Raw genomic sequence first — 18,888 nt, 5'->3', positions numbered from 1 at the left:
ACGGAGGAACAGCTCATGTCGACGACGACCGAGAACGCGGCCACGACCGCCCCCACCACCATCCCCACGACGATGCGCGCCGTCGTCGTCCACGGCCCCGGTGACTGCCGGCTCGAGGAGCGTCCCGTCCCGACGCCCGGCCCCGGGGAACTCCTGCTCCGCACCGACGCCGTCGGTATCTGCGCGAGCGACCTGAAGTGCTACCACGGCGCCGCGAAGTTCTGGGGCGACGAGAACCGTGCAGCCTGGGCGGAGCGCGACCGCATCCCCGGACACGAGTTCGTCGGCACGATCGTCGCCGGTGACGACGCCGCCCTGACCAAGCGCGGCGTGGACCTGGGCGACCGGATCGCCTGCGAGCAGATCGTGCCGTGCTGGGAGTGCCGCTACTGCCTCGAGGGCGCGTACTGGATGTGCAACGTGCACGACATGTTCGGCTTCAAGGGCTACGACGGCGCGATGGCCGAGTACGTGCTCGTCCCGGCGAAGGCGCTGACCCACCCGGTGTCGAAGGCCCTGCCCGGCCAGGTCGCCGCGTTCTCCGAGCCGCTGTCCTGCGCCTTCCACGCCGTCGAGCGCGGTGACATCAAGTTCGGCGACACCGTGGTGATCGCCGGCGCCGGCCCGATCGGCCTCTCCGCCATCGCCGGTGCGCGGCAGAAGAACCCGCTCCGGATCGTCGCCCTCGACGTGGTCGACGCGAAACTCGAACTGGCCCGCAAGGTCGGCGCGGACATCACGATCAACATCGCGCAGGACGACGCGGTCGCCCGGGTCAAGGAGCTCACCGACGGCTACGGTGCCGACGTCTACATCGAGGCGACCGGGCACCCGTCCGCGGTGCCGCAGGGACTGAACCTGCTCCGCAAGCTCGGGACCTTCGTCGAGTACTCGGTGTTCAAGGACGACGTGTCCGTGGACTGGTCGATCATCTCGGACGACAAGGAGCTCGACGTCCGCGGCGCCCACCTCGGCCCGCACACCTGGCCGGCGGCGATCAAGCTGCTCGAGGCCGAGACCCTGCCGATGTCGGAGATCTGCACGCACCAGTTCCCGCTCGAGCAGTTCCAGGAGGCCCTCGACCTGGTCGGCGACTCCGCCGGCGCCAGCGTCAAGGTGTCGATCATCCCGTCCCTGACCGCGCCGACCACGGCCGCGCAGGCCGCACAGGCCTGACCGACTCCGCCAGCAGGGAGAGAACGAGCATGTCAGCGACGACAGCACGCGCCACCGGCGCCCGCACGACCACCGCACCCCGTACCGAGGGCCGCCTGGACCGGATGGGCATCCCCCGTCCGCTCGCCCTCGGGTTCGTCGCCGTCCTGGTCTTCATGACCGGGAACGGCGTCGAGTCGAACTTCATCACGCCGCACATGGTGGCGGTCCTCGGCAGCCCCGAGGCCACCGTGGCGACGATCGTCACGTTCTACAGCCTGGCCGCACTGATCGGCAGCTACATCTCGGGCGCCCTGTCGGACCTGGTCGGGCCTCGCCGGGTGATGATCCTCGGCTTCGCCGTCTGGGTCGTGTTCGAGGTCCTGTTCCTGCTCGCACTCGGCGCCGGCAGTGTCCCGTTCGCCGCCGTCGCGTACGCGCTGCGCGGGTTCGGCTACCCGCTGTTCGCCTTCGCGTTCCTGGTCTGGGTGAACATCACCACCCCGGTCGAGCGCAACGGCTCGGCGGTCGGCTGGTTCTACGTCGCCTTCACGGGTGGTCTGCCGACCCTCGGCTCGCTCTTCGCGATCGGCGCCATCCCGGTGTTCGGCGGCGGTACGGTCGGCGAGACCGGGGCGATGGTCGCCTCGATCGGCCTCGTCGTGATCGGGTTCCTCATCATGCTGTTCGGCGTCCGGCTGCCGAACGGGTTCACGCGCATCGCCCCCGCCGGTGAGAGCGCCTGGCAGGTGCTGACGAGCGGCATCCGGCTGACGGTCACGCGGCCGAAGATCCTGATGGGCTTCCTCGTCCGCCTGATCAACACCGCGCCCGAGTTCGGCATGTTCGTCGTGCTGCCCGCGGTCATCGCGAACGAGCGCGGCTGGGGCCAGAGCCGCTGGCTGCTCATGACGGTCTGCGTCTACGCCACGAACATCCTCGTCAACGCCCTGTTCGGCTGGGTCGGCGACAAGATCGGCTGGCAGCGCACCGTCAAGTGGTTCGGCATCGTCGGCTCCGCCCTCGGGCTCATCGCCTGGTGGTACGTGCCGCAGCTCGTCCCCGCCGGTTCGGACTGGGGCTACGTGCTCTCCGTCGTCGCCGGCTGCGTGTTCGGCTGCCTGCTCGCCGGGTTCGTGCCGATGGGCGCGATCATGCCGGCGCTCGCCCCCGAGCACAAGGGCGCCGCGATGGCGATGTACACCACGGCCGCCGGCGGCGCGGCGTTCCTCGGCACCGGTGTCGTCGCGGCGGTCTTCGCCCTCGGCGGCGGTGGCGAGGCAGCGACGTGGACGTTCGTCGGCCTCTACGCCTGCGCGTTCGTGATGATCCACTTCCTCAAGGTCCCGCAGGGCGACCGAGGACACTGAGTTCCGGGCGACGACGGCCGTCCCGTCGTCGCCCGGTGCACCACCCACCACCACCCGGAGGACCCGCACCATGACCACGATCCACGACGACCCGGACGAGTTCGCCGAAGACCAACTGAGCGGCTGGCTCGCGCTCTACGCCGACCGGGTCCGCGGCGTCCACGGCGGCGTCGTCACCCTGCCCACCGAGGGGGCCGCACCGCAGGTCGCCGTCGTCGTCGGGGGCGGCTCCGGCCACTACCCCGCGTTCTGCGGCGTCGTCGGCCCGGGCTTCGCCACCGGCGCCGTCGTCGGCAACGTCTTCACCTCGCCCTCGACCGCGCAGGTCTACTCGGTCGCCAAGGCCGCCGACCAGGGCCGCGGTGTCGTGCTGTCGTTCGGCAACTACGCCGGCGACACCATGAACTTCGGGCTCGCGGCCGAACGGCTCCGTGCGGAGGGCATCGACACCCGGATCGTCGTGGTCACCGATGACATCGCCAGCGCCGACGAGGAGTCGAAGCGCCGCGGCATCGCCGGTGACTTCTCGGTCTTCAAGGCGATGGGTGCCGCCGCTGCCGAAGGAGCCGACCTCGACGAGGTCGAACGGATCGGCCACGCGTCGAACGCCGCCACCCGCACCATCGGTGTCGCGTTCTCCGGCTGCACCATGCCGGGCGCGACCGAACCCCTGTTCACCGTCCCCGAGGGCCACCTCGGCCTGGGGCTCGGAATCCACGGCGAACCGGGCATCCAGGACGTCCCGCTGCTGCGCGCGACGGAACTGGCGTCCCTGCTCGCCGAACGGTTGCTCGCCGACCGACCCGTGACCGCCGGCTCCCGGGTCGCCCCGATCCTCAACGGCCTCGGTGACACCAAGTACGAGGAGCTCTTCCTGCTCTGGGGCCGGGTCACGCCCCTGCTGCAGGACGCCGGGCTCGAGGTCGTCGAACCCGAGGTCGGCGAACTCGTCACGAGCCTCGACATGGGCGGCTGCTCGCTGACGCTGCAGTGGCTCGACGACGAACTCGAACGACTCTGGCGCGCCGACGCCTACACGCCCGCCTACCGCAAGGTGGCGGCGCCGGTCGCGGCGCTCGTGCCGGCCGACGCGGTGGACGCCGCCGAGGACGAGGCGACGGTCGTGCCGGAGGCGACCGACGCCTCCCGGCAGGCAGCGCAGACGGCGCGAGCCGCCGTCGAGGCGATGGACGCGCTCCTCCGCGAGCACGAGGAGACGCTCGGCCGGATCGACGCGGTCGCCGGGGACGGCGACCACGGCCGCGGCATGGTCAAGGGGATCGGTGCGGCGCGCAGGGCGGTCGACGGGCTCGGCCCGGAGGCCGGGGTCGCCTTCGTCCTCGGGCGCGCCGGTGACGCATGGGCCGCGTTCGCGGGCGGCACCTCCGGTGTCCTGTGGGGTGCCGCACTCGAGGCGTTCGGCCGTTCCCTCGGCGACGACCGCGAGTCGTACCAGACACCCGACGTCGTCGACGCGGCGCAGGCCTTCGCCGACTCGATCGTCCACCTGGGCGGGGCGTCCCGCGGGGACAAGACACTGCTCGACGCCCTGCTGCCGTTCGTGGACGAACTGCGCGGGGCCGTCGACACCGGCGCACCGCTCGTGGCAGCGTGGGAGACCGCGGCGCGGGTCGCGGTCGAGCAGGCCGAGGCCACCGCCGACCTCACGCCGAAGGTCGGACGGGCCAGGCCGCTGGCCGAGAAGAGCCTGGGGACACCCGACGCGGGTGCCACCTCGATGGGGATGATCCTCACGCGGGTCGGCGAGGTCCTCGCCGCCCGTGCTGACAAGGAAGGAACACACGCATGACGTACCGTCTCGTGATCGGGTCCGACGACGCCGGGTTCGACTACAAGGAGATCATCAAGGCCGACCTGCTCGCCGACGACCGGGTGTCGGACGTCACCGACGTCGGTGTCGACGCGGACGGCCACACCGCCTACCCGCACGTCGCCGTCGACGCTGCGCGCCTGGTGGCGAACGGCGAGGCCGACCGCGCGATCCTGATCTGCGGCACCGGGCTCGGTGTGGCGATCAGCGCGAACAAGGTGCCGGGCATCCGTGCCGTGACGGCGCACGACTCGTACAGCGTGGAGCGCTCGATCCTGTCGAACGACGCCCAGGTCCTCTGCATGGGGCAGCGCGTCGTCGGCATCGAGCTCGCCCGTCGTCTGGCCAAGGAGTGGCTCGGCTACGAGTTCGACCGTTCCAGTGCCAGCGCCGAGAAGGTCAACGCGATCTGCGAGTACGACGGCAGCGCTCCCGCCGGCGTCGACGCGCAGGCGTAGGTCGCGGGTTGCGCACGACACCGGTGTTCGCGCACTGAACACGCCCGTTCGGGTGTTCGGCACGCGGACACCGGTGTCTTGCGAGCCGTCCCGCGCCGCTCAGCTCCGGGCGGCCAGGCGGTGCACGACGGACTTCGTCGCCTCGTACAGCTCGCGGTAGTCCCGGTAGCCGGCCTCGTACGCCGCGGTCGCCGCAGGGTCCGGCTCGATCACCGTCGCCGGCGGGTTCCACGCACCGATGTCCACCGTGTCACCCGGCCCCGCGACGAGTTGCGCCGCGAGGAACGCCGAGCCGTAGCACGCACCGATCGTCACGCTCGGCACCGTCTGCCGCAGTCCGGTGACGTCCGACACGATCGTGGGCCACAGCCGTCCGAGCAGCCCACCACCGGCTCCGACGAGTTCGCGGACCTCGACCCCGGCCTCGCGCAGGGCCTCGAGGTGGTGCCGCACCGCGTACGCCGTCGCCTCGAGCGTCGCGCGGTAGATGTCCCCGCGCGTGTGCCGGACCGTCAGCCCTGCCAGCACCCCGCGGGCGTCGGGGTCCGCGATCGGCGTCCGCTCCCCCGCGAAGTACGGCAGCATCAGCAGGCCGTTCGCCCCGATCCCTGAGCACCGCGCTTCTTCGAGCATGGTCGACCACTCGCCGTCGACCAGCCGTCGCAGCCAGTCCGTGATCGCCCCGGAGGTCGCCATCCCCCCGGACACGCTCGGCTGGCCCGGGTGCGTGCCGACGGTCGTCCACATCCCCGGCACCGCCGTGGGCTCGGCCGTCGGCACGATCATGAACATCGTGGTTCCGTACTGCAGGAACATCCGGCCCGGCACGGACTCACCGACGCTCACGCCCTCGGCCCAGGCATCGATGGTCCCGGCCGTCACGGGGATGCCGGCCGGGAGGCCCGTGGCCGCGGCCGCCTCTGGCGTCACGACGCCCGCCTGGTCGCCGGACCACAGCAGGCGCGGCATCGCGAGACCGGGTGCCAGTCGGTCGCACCACTCGGGGATCCACCGGTTCGCGTGCACGTCGTAGAGGGGTGTCGTCTGGCTGGCTGAGTGGTGGTCGAGGACGTACGCACCCGTGAGCCGCTCGACCACGCGGGACGACGGCATCGTGAACCGGGCGGCCCGCGCCCAGGCCTCGGGTTCGTGCCGGGCGAGCCACGCGAGCTTCACCCCGGCCGCCTGCGTGCTGAGGGCGGAGCCGCAGCGAGCCCGGACCGCGTCCTCACCGCCGAGCTCCGCCGTGACGTCGTCGAGCAGCGCCGCGGTGCGGGTGTCGATGCCGTACAGGATCGCCGGATGGAGTGGCGCACCGTCGGCGTCGGTCAGCAGCGCACACGGCCCGATGCCGCTCACGCCGACGGCCTGCACCTCGACGCCGGGCACACGGTCGAGCAGGGCGCGGGTGAGGGCGGTGAACTCCTCCCACCAGACAGCGGAGTCCATCTCGACCAGGCCCTGCTCGGGACGGTCGACGTCGTGCCGGCGGCTCACCTCGGCGAGCACGGTGCCGTCGAACCGGGCCAGCAACGCCTTCGTGCTCGACGTCCCGATGTCCAGACCGAGCACCGCCCGCATGCCGCCTCCTTCGCCGCCACACGACCGACGCCGGTCGCCCCACGAGTCTACGAGCGACGCCCAGCTGCCTGTCGGGGGCCGGACGTACGGTACCCACGACTCGAACGCTCCACGAGGGGAACCCGATGAAGAAGTCAGCATGGCTGCCAGCCGTCATCGCACCGGTCGTCGTCGCCGGCGCCGTTGCCGCCCCGATGATCGCGAACGCCGCGAACGACCCGATCGCGGGGACGAACCCGAGCGCGGCGGACGTCATCGCCAGCATCGCGAAGTCCTCGGACGCCCAGTACTCGGGCAAGCTCTCGCAGACGAGCGCCCTCGGCCTGCCGGAGCTGCCGACCGGCTCCGGCGGCTCCTCGCTCGAGGGCGACGCCTCCGACGTCCTCGGCCTGCTGACCTCGTCCCACACCGCCCGCGTCTACGTCGACGGCCCGGACAAGCAGCGCGTCCAGCTGACGCAGCAGCTCGCCGAACAGGACGTCGTCCGGAACGGCTCGGACGTCTGGACCTGGGACTCGAAGGATCGCACGGCCACGCACGTGACCCTGCCGAGCGACACCGCGAAGGACCTGCGGGACGGCACGACCACCCCGGCCGACATCGCCCGGCAGGCCATCGACGCGATCACCCCGACCACCTTGGTGTCGAAGCCGACCGAGGTCAGCGTCGCCGGGCACGACGCCTGGCAGATCACCCTGACGCCGAAGTCGTCGGACACCCTCGTCGGCGCCGTCCGGCTGGCCGTAGACCAGCAGACCGGGCTCCCGCTCCGCGCGACCGTGGAGGCCGCAGGCAGGGAGGACCCGGCGGTGCAGGTCGGCTTCACGAGCCTCGACTACGGGGCCCCCGCCGCCCGGCTCTTCGACTTCACCCCGCCGTCCAACGCGAAGGTGACCGAGAAGGACCTCTCCGACGCCGGATCCCACGCGAAGGGCGAGCACGGCGACCGCCACGGCACCCCGAGCGGTGACGAACCGACCCTCACGGGCACGGGCTGGAGCACCATCGCCGAGCTCCCCGCCGGCACGGTCGACCAGTCCGGGCTCGAGGGCGAGGCCTCCGGTCTGCTCGACCAGCTGACGAAGCCCGTCGACGGCGGCCGCGCCGTGCAGACGTCGCTCGTGTCGGTCTACCTGACCGACGACGGCCGGGTGTTCGCGGGCGCCGTGCCGGTGGCCTCGCTGGTCGCCGCGGCGAAGTGAGCGCGGCCGACCCCGACGTGAGCACGACCGCACCCGACGCCGTGGACGCCACCGCCCCGGCTCCGGGGGCCGACCTCGCGATCCGCACCACGGGCCTCCAGAAGGTGTTCCGCAAGCAGCGCGCGGTCGACGGCATCGACCTGGCGGTGCCGCGCGGCGCGGTCTTCGGGTTCCTCGGGCCGAACGGTTCGGGCAAGACCACCACGATCCGGATGCTGCTCGGGCTGTCGAGCGCGACGGGCGGCACGATCGAGGTCCTGGGTGAGCCGATGCCGAAGGCCCTGCACGACGTCCTGCCCCGCGTCGGCGCGCTCGTCGAGGGGCCGGCCTTCTACCCGTACCTGTCCGGCCGGGCCAACCTGCAGCGCTTCGACGCCGCCGACCCCACGTCGGACCCCCGCACCCGGAAGGCCCGTGTCGCCGGCGCCCTCGACCGCGTCGGGTTGACCCACGCGGCCGACAAGAAGGCGCACGCGTACTCCCTCGGCATGAAGCAGCGGCTCGGCCTCGCGAACGCCCTGCTGTCACCCCGCGACCTGCTGGTGCTCGACGAACCGACGAACGGCCTCGACCCGCAGGGAACGCGCGAGGTCCGCAACCTCATCCGCTCCCTGGCCGACGACGGCACCACGGTGTTCGTGTCGAGTCACCTGCTGGCCGAGATCGAACAGGTCTGCACGCACGCCGCGGTCATGCGGACGGGCAAGATCGTCGCGCAGGGACCGCTCGACGAGCTCCGTGCAGCCGGTGCCCGAACCGTGACCGTCCGCACGCCCGACGTCGGGCACGCCGCCACCGTCCTCACCCGGCTCGGGCTCGTCCCGCGGCACGACGGCGGCGCGGACGTGCTCGTCGCAGACCTGCCGAACGAGCTCCTGCCCGAGACGATCACCGCCGAGCTCGTCCGCGCGGACGTCCGGGTGCGCGGCCTGACCGTGGGCGGCGGCACCCTCGAGGACCTGTTCGTCGCACTCACCGGAGAGGGATTCGATGTCGCAGCCTGACCTGGCCGTGCGCGACGTGGCCGTCCGCCGCCGGCAGCGCCCGTTCGCCCTGCTCGGTTCCGAACTCGCGCTGGTGTTCCGCCGTCGCCGGACCTGGGCGATGCTCGGGGCGCTCGCACTCGTGCCGATCCTCATCGCGGTCGCCGTGAAGCTGACCACCGACGGTGACGACGGCGGGCCGGCGTTCCTCGGTGACATCACCAACAACGGCCTGTTCGTCGCCTTCACGGCGCTGACGGTGTCGATCCCGCTGTTCCTGCCGCTGACGGTCGGGGTGGTGGCCGGTGACACCGTCGCGGGCGAGGCGAGCCACGGCACGATCCGCTACCTGCTCGTCGCACCGACGGGCCGCGTGCGGTTCATCCTGGTGAAGTTCGCCGGTGCCGTCGCGTTCTGCCTGGCCGCCACACTGCTCGTCGTGCTGGTCGGGGCGGCGATCGGTGCGGTGCTGTTCCCGATCGGACCGGTCACGCTGTTGTCCGGCACGCAGGTCGGCGGCTGGTCGTACGCCGGTCGTGCGCTCCTGCTCGCGCTGTACGTCGCGCTGTCGATGCTCGGGCTCGTGGCGATCGGGATGTTCGCGTCGACGCTGACGAACGTGCCGGTCGGGGCGATGGCCGCGACGGTCGTCCTCGCGGGGGCCTCGCAGGTGCTCGACCAGCTCCCCCAGCTCGACTGGCTGCACCCGTACCTGTTCTCGCACCAGTGGCTCGGGTTCGGCGACCTGCTGCGCGACCCGATCTCGTTCGACTCGTTCGGGTCGAACGCGGTGCTGCAGCTCGGGTACGTCGTGGTGTTCGGGGCCCTGGCGTACAGCCGGTTCGCCTCGAAGGACATCCTGAGCTGACGCGGCGCGCGCCGCACCGGTGCGCAACCGCGGGGCCGGCACGAGCGTGCCGGCCCCGCGCCGCGCCGGTCGGCTCAGCTCGCCGGTGACGCCGACCCGCCGGCCATCGTCTCCGTGTCGGTCCCCCGCGCGTCGGCGTACCGGTCGCGCAGATCGCGGGCCTTCTCGGACCGGTACCAGTCCAGCCGGGCACCGGTCTCGACGGTCTGCATGCCGATGACCACCTTGCCGCGGGACTTCATCTCGGCCAGGTCCTCGTACGCCTCGACGATGTACTCGAACGGGTAGAAGCCCGAGATGAGCACCTGCACCCGGCGGTCCTGCACCGCCTTCGCCAGCAGGGTCAGGAGCTCGCGGGTCTCCTCGTCCTCGGCGGGGGCCCGGAGGAACCGGACCTCGATGTCCCGGCGTTCCTCGGACGACACGAACCGTTCCTGGCCGACACCGAGTCGCTCGGCCAGCAGCTCGGCGTTGCTCTCACCGTGGTTGTCGATGAACGCGGTGATCGGTCGGCCGTCGGCGATGGCGCGGATGCGCTCCTCTTCCCCCTCGCCGTAGACGACGGGCAGCGTGCCGATCTGCCGCAGGTAGTCGTGGTTGCGCGCGCTGCCGAGGGCGATCACGGTCGCGCCGGCGTCGTGCGCCAGCTGGCACTCGATGTGCCCGACGCCGCCCGCCGCCGCGGTGATCACGACGGTGTCCTTCGGTCCGAGCCGCAGCGACCGGACCACGGACACCGCGGTGCAGCCCGCCAGGTACAGGCCGCCGGCGACCTCCCAGCCGACGTGCTCCGGCTTCTTGATCACGGCGCCGCGGGGCACCGCGATCCAGGTGGCGTGCGCCCCGCCGGTCGGCGCGTGCCCCATCACCTCGTCGCCGATGCGGAGGTCCTTCACGCCGTCGCCCCGCGCGCGGACGATGCCGGCGAAGTCCACGCCCTGGTGGGCGGGGAACTCCAGGTCGACGTGGTCGCGGAGCTTCCCCTCGCGGAGGAACCGCTCGATGTGGTTCAGTCCGGCGGCCACGATCTCGACGACGATCTCGCCCGGGCCGGCGGACGGCTTGTCCTGGGGGACGAGTTCGACGACGTCGAAGTCGCCGTACCGGTCGTACTGCACTGCACTGCCGACTCGCATGGGTGCTCCTTCGCTCCAGGTGTGCGTCCGTGCTACTCGGTGTTCCCGCACGCAACCCGAAGACGTGGGGTACCCGGGCTGTGGACGCGACCAGACGACGGACGGGAGGCCCGTGGCGGCCCGGCCACGGGCCTCCCGTCCGCCGTCATGCGCGTCCACCGCACCCGGTGGGTGCTCAGTGCTTGCCGGCGGCCGCGATGACGGACCGGACGGTCCCGGCGTCGAGGTGGAAGGCCCGCGGGTCGGCGTCGCCCCGCGGAACGCGGACCGGTGTGGACCAGACGGAGCCGTCCGTGGCGACGTCGACGACGAGCGCGCCGCTGTCGACGACCGCGGATTCTTCGTCGTAGGGGCCGACGACGTCGGTGTCGTTCGCGACGCCGGGGGCGACGAGGACCGGGACGCCGGCGAGCGACCCGGCGAAGTGGTGGTGGTAGTGGCCGGCGAGGACGACCCGCAGGTCGGAACCGCGGATGACGTCGGCGAGCGCCTCGGGGTTCTGCAGGCGGAGGGCCTCGTGCAGCTCGGTCGGGGCGGGGAGCGGCGGGTGGTGCAGGACGACGACGGTGCCGTGCGGGGCGTCGTCTTCGCCTTCGGCGATGGCTGTGCGCAGGCGCTCGAGCGCCGTGTCGCTGAGCTCGCCGTACCCGGCACCCGGGACGCTCGTGTCGACGGTCACGATCCGACGCCCGGCGACGACCGACTGCCCGGAGACCGGGACCGTCGGCGGCAGGTACTCCATCGTGTGCATGAGCGCCGTGCCGCCCTGGCCCAGGACGTGCCCGTTCGCCAGGACCCGGCGGAACCCCTCGCGCTGGTCGTGGTTGCCGGGCACCGCGACGAAGGCCGCTCCGTGCCGCTCCGCCCAGCCGCCGACGCGGTCCCGCACCGTCGCGTAGGACTCGGGGCTGCCGTCCTCGGAGACGTCTCCGGACACCACCACGAGTCCGATGCCGGGCACGTCGTCGACGTGGGCGAGCAGCCGTTCGAGCGCGGCCGTGGTGTCGACCGTGCCCTGGTGCAGGGCGCCGTCGCCGGTCAGGTGGGTGTCGGAGAGGTGGAGGATGCGGAGGGTCCCGGCTGCTGGCGGCTGCATGCGCCCACGGTAGCGACGGCCCCCGTCAGTCGGGTGCGGCGGGCGCTTGGTGAGCAGGAATGGTCGGGTCGCGCCGGCGGACCCGACCATTCCTGCTCACGAAGTCCGCGTCCGACTGTCAGTCCGGCGCGGCCGCCAACTGGTCCTCGAGGTTGAAGACCTCGGGCAGCACCCGCGCCGTCTGGTCGGCGCGCCCGGTGGACCCGGCGAAGAGGTCCTGCATGTGCGCCTCCCACGCCGCAGCCACCGCGGACGCGGCGAGCGCCGCGTCCGCATCGGCCACCGAGTCCGTCTCGTAGTACCCGATGAGCAGCCCGTCGTCGTCGAGGAACAGCGAGTAGTTCCGCCGCCCCGCCACCGCGATCGCCCGGAGCATCGCCGGCCACACGGCGGCGTGCCGCTCGCGGTAGGCGTCGAGCAGCTCGACCTGCACCTGCAGCCGGAAGCAGACGCGGGTCACCGGCCGGCCTGTTCGCGGCGACGCTGCTCGGCGTCGTGGACGGTGCGCTCGTCGGCGGTGCGGACCGTCCCGGTGACCGTGGTGACGGTGCCGTAGCGCTCGGCCTCGATCGCCTCGAGGGTCTTGCCCTGGGTGCGCGGTGCCCAGATCGTGCCGACCAGGAACGACAGCGCGAGGAGCCCGAGGATCAGGCCGCCGAGGGCTCGCAGCCCGATGTCCGACAGCAGCAGCGGGAACCAGATGCTCAGCAGGCCGACCATGACCCGGGCGGCCAGGAACAGCACGCCCTGGGCGCTGGCGCGGTACCGGGTGGCGAAGAGCTCGCTCGTCCACAGGCCGTAGAACGCCTGTGCGCCGATGCCAGACGAGATGCCCCACGCCACGGCGAAGAACAGCAGGGTGCCGAGGTTGGCGGGCGCGTAGATGAGCACGGCCCATGCGATGATCGCCAGCACGGCCCCGGCGGCGTAGAGCGTGCGGCGGCTGACCCGGTCGGCGTACCGCATGAAGCCGAAGTACGTCGCGGCCACGGTGCAGCCCCAGACCAGGATCTGCAACCCGTACTGCTCGGTGACGCTCGTGACCCCGGTCGCCGCGTACACCCGGGGCTGGAAGATGCCGGCCTGCCCGGCGACAGTGTTCCAGAGCGCGTAGACGCCGAACAGCAACAGCATCGCGGTCAGGTTCTTCCGGCGGCTGAACAGCTGCGTGATCCCGTGGAAGAAGTTCGCCGTGCCGGTGGCCGCGCGCTCGTCCTTCCAGATCGCCGACTCGGGCAGCCCGCGGCGGAGCCACCACACGATCGCGGCGACGACGAACAGGTGGGCGAAGATGAGGCGGCTGCCGAGCAGGCCGAGCGGTGCCGCGGCGATCGCCAGGGCGAACCCGACCATCGGCCCGATCGACCACGCGAGCTGTGCCGTGCCGACGTGGGCCGCACGCTTGTCCGCGGGGGCCTGCTCGGCGATGTAGGTCCAGCTCGCCGGCACGCCCGCCCCGACGGCGATGCCGGTCAGGATGAAGCCGACCAGGAGCATGCCGTAGCTGCCGGCGAACACCGCGAGCAGGATGCCGAGCATGTAGAGGAGCAGGTCGTACGTGTAGATGAACTTCCGTCCGTACCGGTCGCACAGCGGTCCGCCGACGATCGCGCCGACGGCGGCACCGAAGGCGTTCGCGGACAGGCTCGCGAGCAGGCCGACCTCGAGGTCGCCGATGCGGAACTCGGCCTGCCAGAGGCTGAGGCTCGTGGCGATCGCGATGATCGACCCCGACTCGATGTAGTTCGACATGGCCACCGAGACGGTGGCCTTCCAGCCCGTGGTGTTCCGGGCTCCGATGCGGACCGCCATTGGTCCTCCGTTCGCGTGTTCGTCGGTGAATCGTTTCAACGGGACGACGAGGACGATAGCGCTCCGGTGTGCGCGCTGGCAAGAGCGGCTTCGCCGGACGCCCCCTCGCACCGTGCGAGGGGTCGCTCGCCCGGTGCGAGGTTGCGCCCGCACCGTGCGAGGGGCGCCCGCCCCGTGCGAGGTTGCGCACTCCGTGCGACCTCTCCCGCCCCGCACCGAGTGCAGAACCTCGCACCATCCGCGCGCATCGCACCGGCCGCGCGCATCGCACACGCCGCGTACCTCGCACCGTGCGCGGGCAGTCGACGCGACCACCCCACGGACGGGAGGCCCGGCACCGGCCCGCCCCGCGCCTCCCGTCCGCGTTTTCCACAGATCACGGCGCGGGCCGACCGCGCGGACCGCGCCGATGCCAGGATGGCCACATGGCGGTCAGTGTGCGAGAGGTGGCAGCGCTCGCGGGCGTGTCCCTCGGCACGGTGTCGAACGTGTTGAACCGCCCCGACAAGGTCGCTCCCGGCACGGTGGAACGCGTGCAGTCGGCGATCGCGACGCTCGGGTTCGTCCGCAACGACTCCGCACGGCAGCTCCGGGCCGGGCGCAGCTCCACCGTCGGCCTCATCGTGCTCGACGGCGGCAACCCGTTCTTCACCGACGTCGCCCGGGGCGCCGAGGACGCCGCGATGGACAACGGCCTCGCGGTGTTGATCGGCAACTCCGACGAGTCGACCGACCGCGAACGCACCTACGTCGACCTGTTCGAGGAACGCCGTGTCGCCGGACTCCTGATCTCCCCCGCCGGCGACGACCTGTCCCGCCTCGCACGGCTGCGTGACCAGGGCACCGCCGTGGTGCTGGTGGACCGTCGCGCCGACGACGAGCACTTCGCCTCGGTCTCGGTCGACGACATCGCCGGTGGTCGCATCGCGGTCGAGCACCTCGCGGCGATCGGCCGCACCCACATCGCCTTCGTCGGCGGGCCGTTCGGCATCCGCCAGGTCGCCGACCGGCACGCCGGGGCACTCGCCGCCGCCCAGGCCGCGGGCATCCGGCTCGAAGCCCTGCCGACCACCTCGCTGTCCGTGCTCGAAGGGCGCCGCATCGGCGAAGCGATCCAGGCCCGGCCGGCCGCCGAACGCCCGGACGCCGTCTTCGCCGCCAACGACCTGCTCGCCGTCGGGCTCGAACAGGCCTTCATCATGCGCGGCACCATCGCGGTCCCCGAGCAGATCGCCATCGTCGGCTACGACGACATCGCGTTCGCCGAGTCCGCCGTGGTCCCACTGACGTCCGTACGGCAGCCCGCGCAGGACCTCGGTCGCCGCGCGATCGAACTCCTGACGAAGCAGGTCGAGCAGGGGCAGGACATCGACCTCGAGCACGTGGAGTTCACACCGGAGCTCGTGGTGCGGCAGTCCTCCGTCGCCGACGCCTAGGGCGCGGTCCGGACACCGCTCTCCCGCCGCCTACGATCGGAGCATGGTGCATGTCCCCCGGCGCGTCGGCCCGCCGAGCGTGCACCACGTCGCAGCCCGGGCCGGGGTCTCGCTCGCCACGGTTTCGAACGTCCTGAACCACCCCGAGCGGGTCGCCGACGCGACCGCCGCACGCGTGCGGGACGCGATCGACGCACTCGGGTACACGCCGAACCGCAACGCCCGGGCGCTGGTGTCCGGCAGCACGCGCGCGATCGGTCTGGTGGTGATGTCGCTGCGGAACTCCCTGTTCAGCGACATGGTCAACGGCGCACAGCTTGCCGCGCGGCAACGCGGCTTCACCCTGCTGATCGCCAGCAGCGAGGACGACCTGCAGGCGCAGGGCGAACACCTCGCCTACCTCGAGAGCGCCCGGGTGTCGGGGATCCTGCTCGCCTCGATGACGGAGTCCCGCGACCAGGTCGAGGTCGCGCGGCGCCACGGCCGACCCGTCGTGTACGTCAACTACGAACCGAACGAACTCGACGCCTGCGCGGTGGTCGTGGACAACGAGCAGGCCGGGTTCCTGGCGACCGAGCACCTGATCGACCGCGGGTGCCGACGCATCGGGTTCGTGAGCGCCCGTCCGGACCTGCAGCCCGTCGACCGCCGACGGGCCGGTGTGCTGCGGGCCGTCGCGGCGCACCCGGGGGTCGAGCTCCTCGACGTCGACGCCGGGGACATCGACCCGCCGGGTGGCACCGACGCCGGGCTCCGCATCGCCCGGATGCCCGAGGACGAACGCCCCGACGGGGTACTGGGTGTGACCGACCTGCTCGCGATGGCCGTCGTCTCCGAGCTCCGAGCCGCCGGGATCCGCGTCCCCGAGGACATCCCCGTGTCGGGCTGCGACCACAACTCCGTGGCGTGGGGTGGTGCGGTGCCGCTGACCTCGGTGACGATGCACGGCTCGGAGATGGGTGCGGCCGCGGTGGAACTGCTGCTCGAGGAACTCACCGACCCGATGCACGTGCACCGGACCGTCGTGCTCGGCAGCGAGCTGGTGCCGCGCGAGAGCACGCTCGGTCGCGAGGGCGCGGCCGCAGCAGCCGCCGCGGCCGCCGTCGCGGGCACGATCACGTCGAGCGACCCGAGGCGCACCGAGGCCTGACCGCGCCAGCCGAGACTCGGCCCGGCGGACAGGACTCGCCCCCGGACGGCCGCATCCTGCCCGCGGAGCCGAGACTCGCCCTCGCCCTCGCCCTCGCCCCCGGACGGCCGCATCCTGCCCGCGGAGCCGAGACTCGCCCCGCGGACGCGACCGGGCACCGGACGGGAGGCGCGGGACGGGGCCGACACGGGCCTCCCGGCCGGCGGGCGGCGCGACCACCGCACGGTGCAGCACCGCGCGTCGGCTCGGTGCGAGGTTCCGCACTCCGTGCGAGCCCGCGCGCCCGTCACGGAGTGTGGAACCTCGCACCGGACGGATGGACGAGCGAGCGAGCGAGCGGGCAAGCGAGCGCCCGCCCCGCACCACCCCGCACCCCGCTCCGCGGGATCGCGTAACGAAATCGGCACAGCGATTGACACGCTTCAATCCGCATGGTTCCATCCTGATTGAAACGTTCTAAAACGCAGTAACCGGACTCCGCGACGGCGCGGGATCCGGGTCCGTTTCACCCGGGGTACCCCAGCCCCGGGCCTTACGAGGAGGTAAGGAATGTCAGTTCGTTCCATGACCAAGCGCGCGATCGCCATCGGCGGCGCGACGGTCCTGATCGGCGGGCTCGCAGCGTGCTCGTCCGGCGGCTCCGCCGACGAAGGCGGCGGCAAGGTCGAGATCACCTACCAGGCCGACAACGCCCCGGCCACCGCGGCCACCGCGAAGCCGCTCATCGAGGCCTTCGAGAAGGCCAACACCGACATCACCGTCAAGTTCGACACCCGGCCCCAGGGCACCGACGGCGACAACCTGATCAAGACCCGGCTGTCGACCGGCGAGGCCGCCGACGTCTTCAACTACAACTCCGGCTCGCTCATGCAGGCCCTCAACCCGGACAACACCCTGGTGGACCTGTCCGACGAGAAGTGGGCGGGCGACGTCGACCCGCAGTTCACCAAGGTCGTCAGCACCGACAAGGGCATGTACGGCGCCCCGTTCGGCACGAGCTTCGGCGGTGCGGTGCTCTACAACACGAAGGTCTACGACGACCTCGGCCTCGAGGTCCCGACCACGTGGGACGAGTTCATCAGCAACAGCGAGAAGATCAAGGACGCCGGCGACGTCGCCCCGATCATCCAGACCTACGGCGACACCTGGACCAGCCAGCTGTTCGTCCTCGGCGACTTCGCGAACATCACCGCACAGGACGAGAAGTGGGCGGACGACTACACCGCCAACAAGGAGTCCTACGCCGACGAACCCGCACTCGCCGGGTTCGAGCACCTCGCCGAGGGCAAGGACAAGGACCTCTACAACGAGGACTACGCCTCGGCCACGCAGGCGAACGGTCTGAAGATGCTGGCCGACGGCACCGGCGCGCAGTACCCAATGCTCACGAACGCGATCTCCGCGATCCAGCAGGACTCCCCCGACGCCGTCGACGACATCGGAGCGTTCGCCCTGCCCGCCGAGGACGCCGCGGACACGAACCTGACGATCTGGGAGCCGAACGGCCTGTACATCCCGAAGACGACCACGGGCGACAAGCTGGCGGCGGCGAAGAAGTTCGTCGCCTTCGCGAACTCCACCGAGGGCTGCCAGGTGCAGAACGACACCGGTACCCCCGCCGGCCCGTACGTCATCTCGACCTGCTCGCTGCCGGACGACGTGCCCCCGATGATCGACGACCTGCAGAAGTACCTGGACGACGGCAAGGCGAGCCCCGCGCTCGAGTTCCTGTCCCCGATCAAGGGCCCGAACCTCGAGAAGATCTGCGTGCAGGTCGGCTCGGGCATCACCTCCGCGAGCAAGGGCGCCGACCAGTACGACGACGACGTCGTCCAGCAGGCACAGCAGCTCGGCATCAAGGGCTGGTGATCGGTGTGACCGCGACCCTCACGACGGCGGTGGCCCCGCCGCAGACACGCAAGGCCGGCCGCCCCGGGCCAGCGCGCAAGCGGATGCGCTCGTTCTACCCCGCGTGGTTCTTCATCCCCGCGATCGCGCTGTACGTCGTGTTCTTCGCGGTCCCGACCTTCGCCGGGTTCTACTTCTCGCTCACCCGCTGGACGCTGTTCGACCAGACCTTCATCGGCTTCGACAACTTCGTCCGGTTCTTCCAGGACCCGCAGCTCGTCTCCGGGTTCGTGCACACCTTCCAGTACGGCTTCGTGACGAGCGCGGCGAAGGTGGTCCTCGGACTCGCCCTCGCCCTGCTCCTCACGTCGCCCGTGCTGGGGCGCGGCTACCTGCGGGCGGTCGTGTTCTTCCCGGTGCTCGTGTCGACCATCGGCATCGGCATCACGTTCAAGGCGCTGATGGACCCGTTCCACGGGATCATCAACGGTGTGCTGGGTTCGGTCGGCCTGCCCACCCCCGGGTGGCTGACCGACCCGGCGCTCGCCCTGTGGAGCGTCGCCGCGGTGGACGTCTGGAAGGGCGTCGGCATCGCGACGCTCATCTTCATCGCCGGCATCGTGGCGATCCCGCAGGAGTACTTCGAGGCGGCACGGGTCGACGGCGCGAGCGCGTGGTCGACCTTCCGGAACATCACGTTGCCGCTGTCCCGCCCCGCGATGGGCACCGTCATCATCCTGTCGCTCATCGGCGGCCTGCGGTCGTTCGACCTGATCTGGGCGATGACCGGCGGCGGGCCGGGGTTCACGAGCGACGTGATCGCGAGCGTGATCTACAAGCAGTACCAGGCCGGGTTCTACGGCCTGTCCACCGCCGGCAACGTGGTCCTGTTCGTCGTCGTCACGGCGATCATGGTGCCCATCTCGTGGCTCCTCAACCGCAAGGAGGCGGACCTGTGACCG

16 protein-coding genes are annotated in these 18,888 nt (G+C 71.7%); 11 read left to right on the top strand and 5 right to left on the bottom strand.

Features of this window, described 5'->3' with window-relative positions:
• The first annotated feature begins 15 nt into the window (after positions 1–15).
• The 4 genes from KK087_RS01765 (at position 16) to KK087_RS01750 (ending at position 4,814) form a co-directional block, all read left to right on the top strand.
• Entirely contained in the window at positions 16–1,176 is a 1,161-nt protein-coding gene (locus KK087_RS01765) for a zinc-binding dehydrogenase (protein WP_214563998.1), read from the top strand.
• Positions 1,177–1,205: 29 nt separating this feature from the next.
• A complete protein-coding gene (locus tag KK087_RS01760; RefSeq protein WP_214530986.1) occupies positions 1,206–2,525 on the top strand; it encodes an MFS transporter in 1,320 nt (439 codons plus the stop codon).
• Positions 2,526–2,595: 70 nt separating this feature from the next.
• Positions 2,596–4,335 carry a dihydroxyacetone kinase family protein gene (locus KK087_RS01755; protein ID WP_214563997.1) on the top strand — a complete coding sequence of 580 codons (1,740 nt, stop codon included), beginning with the start codon at positions 2,596–2,598 and terminating at the stop codon, positions 4,333–4,335.
• Complete coding sequence (locus KK087_RS01750) at positions 4,332–4,814, top strand: ribose-5-phosphate isomerase (protein ID WP_111032100.1); 483 nt, start codon at positions 4,332–4,334, stop codon at positions 4,812–4,814. Before KK087_RS01755 ends, KK087_RS01750 begins: the two co-directional genes overlap by 4 nt.
• A gap of 99 nt (positions 4,815–4,913) precedes the next feature.
• Here KK087_RS01750 and KK087_RS01745 read toward each other — a convergent pair whose 3' ends face one another.
• A complete protein-coding gene (locus tag KK087_RS01745; RefSeq protein WP_214563996.1) occupies positions 4,914–6,395 on the bottom strand; it encodes an FGGY-family carbohydrate kinase in 1,482 nt (493 codons plus the stop codon).
• Between the two features lie 125 nt (positions 6,396–6,520).
• Between KK087_RS01745 and KK087_RS01740 the strand changes: the two genes are divergently transcribed.
• Genes KK087_RS01740 through KK087_RS01730 form a run of 3 tightly spaced genes read left to right on the top strand, consistent with a single transcriptional unit; the run spans position 6,521 to position 9,448 of the window.
• Positions 6,521–7,597 carry a LolA family protein gene (locus KK087_RS01740; RefSeq protein ID WP_214563995.1) on the top strand — a complete coding sequence of 359 codons (1,077 nt, stop codon included), beginning with the start codon at positions 6,521–6,523 and terminating at the stop codon, positions 7,595–7,597.
• Between the two features lie 17 nt (positions 7,598–7,614).
• Positions 7,615–8,601, top strand: a complete 987-nt coding sequence (locus KK087_RS01735; RefSeq protein WP_307859922.1) for an ABC transporter ATP-binding protein — start codon at positions 7,615–7,617, stop codon at positions 8,599–8,601.
• Positions 8,588–9,448 carry an ABC transporter permease gene (locus tag KK087_RS01730; protein ID WP_214543954.1) on the top strand — a complete coding sequence of 287 codons (861 nt, stop codon included), beginning with the start codon at positions 8,588–8,590 and terminating at the stop codon, positions 9,446–9,448. The genes KK087_RS01735 and KK087_RS01730 overlap by 14 nt, the downstream gene beginning before the upstream one ends.
• A 74-nt stretch (positions 9,449–9,522) precedes the next feature.
• Here KK087_RS01730 and KK087_RS01725 read toward each other — a convergent pair whose 3' ends face one another.
• The 4 genes from KK087_RS01725 to KK087_RS01710 form a co-directional block, all read right to left on the bottom strand.
• The gene (locus KK087_RS01725; RefSeq protein ID WP_214543955.1) at positions 9,523–10,584 is read right to left on the bottom strand and encodes an NADP-dependent oxidoreductase; all 1,062 of its coding nucleotides are present in this window, start codon (positions 10,582–10,584) and stop codon (positions 9,523–9,525) included.
• A 175-nt stretch (positions 10,585–10,759) separates the two neighbouring features.
• Complete coding sequence (locus KK087_RS01720; protein WP_214563994.1) at positions 10,760–11,680, bottom strand: metallophosphoesterase; 921 nt, start codon at positions 11,678–11,680, stop codon at positions 10,760–10,762.
• 118 nt (positions 11,681–11,798) lie between these two features.
• The gene (locus KK087_RS01715; RefSeq protein ID WP_214563993.1) at positions 11,799–12,140 is read right to left on the bottom strand and encodes an L-rhamnose mutarotase; all 342 of its coding nucleotides are present in this window, start codon (positions 12,138–12,140) and stop codon (positions 11,799–11,801) included.
• On the bottom strand, positions 12,137–13,492 hold the full coding sequence (locus KK087_RS01710) for an MFS transporter (RefSeq protein WP_214563992.1): 1,356 nt from the start codon (positions 13,490–13,492) through the stop codon (positions 12,137–12,139). The genes KK087_RS01715 and KK087_RS01710 overlap by 4 nt, the downstream gene beginning before the upstream one ends.
• A 425-nt stretch (positions 13,493–13,917) precedes the next feature.
• On the opposite strand from KK087_RS01710, the gene KK087_RS01705 reads away from it, so the two are divergent.
• The 4 genes from KK087_RS01705 (at position 13,918) to KK087_RS01690 (ending at position 18,885) form a co-directional block, all read left to right on the top strand.
• Positions 13,918–14,928, top strand: a complete 1,011-nt coding sequence (locus KK087_RS01705; RefSeq protein ID WP_071247721.1) for a LacI family DNA-binding transcriptional regulator — start codon at positions 13,918–13,920, stop codon at positions 14,926–14,928.
• Positions 14,929–14,971: 43 nt separating this feature from the next.
• Entirely contained in the window at positions 14,972–16,078 is a 1,107-nt protein-coding gene (locus KK087_RS01700) for a LacI family DNA-binding transcriptional regulator (RefSeq protein ID WP_214563991.1), read from the top strand.
• A 549-nt stretch (positions 16,079–16,627) separates the two neighbouring features.
• Positions 16,628–17,947, top strand: coding sequence for an ABC transporter substrate-binding protein (locus tag KK087_RS01695; RefSeq protein ID WP_214563990.1), 1,320 nt, complete (start codon positions 16,628–16,630; stop codon positions 17,945–17,947).
• 5 nt (positions 17,948–17,952) lie between these two features.
• Positions 17,953–18,885 carry a carbohydrate ABC transporter permease gene (locus KK087_RS01690; protein WP_307859921.1) on the top strand — a complete coding sequence of 311 codons (933 nt, stop codon included), beginning with the start codon at positions 17,953–17,955 and terminating at the stop codon, positions 18,883–18,885.
• The last annotated feature ends 3 nt before the right edge of the window (positions 18,886–18,888 follow it).

This window comes from Curtobacterium aurantiacum (assembly GCF_018598555.1).
Classification (GTDB): Bacteria; Actinomycetota; Actinomycetes; order Actinomycetales; family Microbacteriaceae; genus Curtobacterium; species Curtobacterium aurantiacum.
Note: the sequence above shows the minus strand (reverse complement) of the source record. Positions and strands in the feature narration are given on the sequence as shown.